Consider the following 2,586-nt stretch of genomic DNA (forward strand, 5'->3'; position numbering starts at 1 on the left):
GCCCCTGGCCGGCACCGTCTCGAGCGCGCTCGGGCTGAGCGCGCCGGGCGCGCCGGGCGGCGCCGAGGCGTGGGCCGCGATGCTCTGGCGGCAGCTCAGCGCCACCCTGACCGGCCCCGCGCTCGGCTGGTTCGAGAACAGCCTGGCGCTCGCACTCGGAACCGTCGTGGTCTGCGTGGTTCTCGGCGCGCCTGCCGGCTACGTGCTCGCGCGCGGCCGCGGTCGAGCCGTCTCGGGCTTTGCCCTGGTCATCTTCCTGCTGCAGTCGTTCCCTGCCGTGCTGACGCTCGTCCCGCTGTTCCTGCTGCTCGCGAGGGTGCACCTCATCGACGACCTGTTCGGCCTCGGCCTGGTCTATGTCGGGCTGTCGCTCTCGGTCGCGATCTGGATGCTCTCGGCCTACATCGCCACGGTTCCGATCGAGCTCGAAGAGGCGGCGTGGCTCGATGGATGCTCCGTCCTCGGCGCCTTCTTCCGCGTGGTGCTGCGCAACTGCCTGCCCGCGATCCTGTCGACGGCGATCTTCGTGTTCCTCTTCGTCTGGAACGACTACCTCGCGGCGTTCACCTTCATCCGCTCCAACGCCAACTACACGGTCGGCATCGGGCTGCAGGCGGCGGGGCGGTCGCCGATCTTCGCGGTGCTCATCGCCGTTCCGCCCGTGCTGATCTTCGCGCTGCTGAACCGCTACTTCAGCCTCGGCGGGGTGGGTGGAGCGCTGAGCGCCCGCTGAGGGGCTGGCGCATGCGGGTTCCGCCTACCGTGGCGGTATGACGAACAGGCACTCGCACACGCACCCCGAGGCGGCGCCAACCCGACTGCCTCTGCGACGTTGGCCGAAGCTCGTGGTTCTTGCGCTCATCGCCGTGTGCGGCGCCGCGGCCGTGCTCGGGGTGCTGCGCTGGTGGCCAGACGCCGACCGCGTCGACAGTGTGCGCGCGCTCGTGCCGTTCGCGGTCAGCGGCACGAAGGTCGTGCACGGCGAGCTGCTCTCGGTCAACCTCGCGTGCTCCGGGAGCGAATCGGATGCCGGTATCTGCGGCGACTCGGCTGTGCACGTGCTGGACGGGCCGAGCGCCGGCACGACGCAGAACATCAGCCTGAACGCCGACGCGATCTCCACGGGGCTCCGGCCGGACGATCGCGTGTTGCTGCTTGATTCAAGCGGGGTGAAGGGCAAGGATTCCCAGCTTCCGCTGTCGTTCTACCGGGCCGATCGCGGTTCGTCGATGGTGTGGTTCGCGGTGCTCTTCGGCGTTGCCGTCGTCGTGGTGGCCTGGCGGCGCGGACTGATGGCGCTCGTCAGTCTCGCCTTCGCAGCGGTCGCGGTGGTCGGGTTCCTGATACCGGCGCTGCTCAGCGGGGAACCGGCCGTGCCCGTCGCGCTTGCGGCATCCACGCTGATCCTCATCGTGATGCTCTACATCACGCATGGCTTCTCGATGCGCACGTCAGTCGCGCTCGCTGGCGCCCTGATCGGCGTCGGGCTTTCGACGCTTTTCGCCTGGATCGGCGTCATCGGCTGGCGGCTCGGCGGCCTCGGCGACGAGTCGGGCGAGTTGCTCAGCATGAACGTGCCGTGGGTCGACGTGCAGCACCTCGTCGTCGCCTCGGTGATCCTGGCCGGTCTCGGCACTCTCAACGACGTCACCGTGACCCAGGCGTCCGCCCTGTGGGAACTGCGCGCGGCGTCGCCGACGATGTCGCGTTGGGAGCTGTTCTGGCGAGCGATGCGCATCGGGCGCGACCACGTGGCGTCGACGGTTTACACGCTCGTGTTCGCGTATCTCGGCACCGCGCTCGTCCTCATCGTCGCGGTGCAGCTGTACGGGGGAACCGCGCGGGACTTCCTGACCGCGGAAGACGTCGCACAGGAGATCGCCCGCGCCCTCGTCGGCGGTCTCGCGCTCGTGCTCGCAATGCCCGTTACGACTGCGATCGGGGCGCTTGTGGTCGCCGACGCGGTCGGTGCGCTGCCGCTGCGCGAGCCGAGCGCCGAGCGCCGAGCGGCCAGCGAACTCCTGCGAATGCCGGAGGACCCGTGGGGCGCCGACTGAGGCGCGCCGCGTGAGACGACTCGAGATTCCGAAACAGCGCGCGATTCCGGAATCTACTGTCGTCTCACGGAACCGTTCGCGGCGGCCACCGCAGCGGCCAGGGCACTCGCCGCCTCGGCCAGCTCCTCTGCCGTGACCTCCGCGGTCCAGCTGAATCTGAGAGCGGCGGATGCCTCGTCGGCCGTGTACCCGAGGGCGAGCAGCACGTGCGACGGCTCTGTGCGGCCCGCCGCGCAGGCCGAGCCCGCCGAGGCGATCACCGCGCGCCGCTCGAGCTCAAGCAGCACGGTCTCGCCGTTCACGCCGGGGATCACGAACGACGCGTGGCGGGACAGGCGCTGGGTCGGGTGCCCCGTGAGCCGCGCCCCGGGCAGCTGCCGAAGCACGGTCGTCACGAAGTCGGCGAATGCGTCGTTCTGAGCGCGCGTTTGTGACGACCCGGTGGCTGGGGCGCGCGCGGTCGTCACGAAGTCCGGCCCCGGGCCACCCGAAGCGCGCGTTTGTGACGACCGGCGCTCACGCTCGAGCT

The 2,586-nt window shown here is 70.3% G+C and carries 3 protein-coding genes; 2 read left to right on the plus strand and 1 reads right to left on the minus strand.

What is annotated here, in order from left to right:
* Together ACM2XV_RS14060 and ACM2XV_RS14065 are read left to right on the plus strand one after the other, a co-directional pair.
* The coding region (locus ACM2XV_RS14060) for a carbohydrate ABC transporter permease (protein WP_487027380.1) at positions 1–733 on the plus strand (733 nt) is incomplete at its 5' end.
* Between the two features lie 37 nt (positions 734–770).
* A complete protein-coding gene (locus tag ACM2XV_RS14065; RefSeq protein WP_487027381.1) occupies positions 771–2,057 on the plus strand; it encodes a YibE/F family protein in 1,287 nt (428 codons plus the stop codon).
* Positions 2,058–2,110: 53 nt separating this feature from the next.
* On the opposite strand, the gene ACM2XV_RS14070 is transcribed toward ACM2XV_RS14065, so the two are convergent.
* On the minus strand, positions 2,111–2,586 hold a 476-nt coding region (locus ACM2XV_RS14070), incomplete at its 5' end, for an aminotransferase class V-fold PLP-dependent enzyme (protein ID WP_487027382.1).

Source organism: Gryllotalpicola sp. CP2-P1 (genome assembly GCF_057512245.1).

Bases quoted from the DNA above. Each gene is read 5' to 3' on its own strand.
- ACM2XV_RS14065 (WP_487027381.1), top strand. From the start codon at position 771: ATGACGAACAGGCACTCGCACACGCACCCCGAGGCGGCGCCAACCCGA.